1 protein-coding gene is annotated in these 1199 nt (G+C 35.4%); it reads left to right on the forward strand.

Annotated elements, in window-relative coordinates:
• Positions 1-209: 209 nt before the first annotated feature.
• Positions 210-1178: a site-specific tyrosine recombinase/integron integrase gene (gene xerA, locus B6K08_RS13475; protein ID WP_039205786.1), complete on the forward strand. Its 969-nt coding sequence runs from the start codon at positions 210-212 to the stop codon at positions 1176-1178.
• The last annotated feature ends 21 nt before the right edge of the window (positions 1179-1199 follow it).

Below are 1199 nucleotides of genomic sequence, written 5' to 3' on the forward strand. Positions count from 1 at the left end.
TCAACAAATCAAAAGTTGCCGTGCAAAAGGCATTAGACGAAACACAGCTGTTGTTTGATAGTTTAATGCAAGAGTATTTTGGTTAAATTCACTTTTTAACGATTTTGCTGAGGTCAGCAAAATCAATAATTAGTATGTTAAATGTAGGTTTACACTAATAGAATAGTTATGGTTGGTTGATGGTGGTATCTTGGAAGGGAGATACCAACATGGAAGAAAAAGTATCAGCAATATTAAATGAAATGTCCGAATATTTGTCGATTGCCCAGATGAGAAAATTACAGGAAGTTATGTTGAAGAACTTCACTGAAAAGGCTGAAACAGTTTGTGAAATCTCAAATAATGATTTTTTGAAAATGTTTTTGGATGCGAAACAGATAGAGGGTTGCTCAGATAGGACAATAAAGTTTTATCGCATGACCATTGAGAAAATGCTGCAAAGTGTTTCGAGTCCAATCAGAAAGATTACAACTGAGGATATGAGGAGTTATTTGTCAGATTATCAGAAGATAAATAATTGCAGTAAGGTTACTGTGGATAATGTTAGACGGAATATTTCCAGCTTCTTTTCCTGGCTTGAAGAAGAAAACTATATTTTGAAAAGTCCTATGCGGCGTATACATAAGATAAAGACTAACCAGCAGGTTAAGGAGATTATTTCAGATGAAGAAATAGAAAAACTAAGGGATAAGTGTGACTGTAGCCGTGACTTAGCAATGATTGACTTATTATATTCTACAGGTATTCGTGTAGGCGAACTGGTTAATCTAAATATAAATGATGTAGATTTTGCGGCTCGTGAGTGTGTGGTTTTTGGTAAAGGTGGCAAGGAGCGCCGGGTATATTTTGATGCTAAAGCCAAACTGCATTTATTGAAATATATTGATAGTAGGGTGGATAATAACAAAGCATTATTTGTGACACTTGATGCACCGTATGATAGATTGAAAATCAGTGGTGTTGAGATACGAATGCGAGCCTTGGGACGCAGTGTTAATCTGAATAAAATTCATCCTCATAAATTTCGTCGTACGATGGCAACTAGAGCCATAGATAAGGGAATGCCTATAGAACAGGTGCAGAAAATACTAGGCCATTCCCAAATAGATACAACCATGCAATATGCTATGGTAAATCAGAGTAATGTAAAAACATCCCATCAGAAATACATTTCTTAATGCAAATTGAGATTTGTAGGG

It is taken from the genome of Anaerovibrio lipolyticus DSM 3074 (genome assembly GCF_900141865.1).
GTDB classification, from domain to species: Bacteria; Bacillota; Negativicutes; order Selenomonadales; family Selenomonadaceae; genus Anaerovibrio; species Anaerovibrio lipolyticus.

Excerpts from the sequence above, each read along its gene's own strand:
- xerA (WP_039205786.1), top strand. The coding sequence starts at position 210 with ATGGAAGAAAAAGTATCAGCAATATTAAATGAAATGTCCGAATATTTG.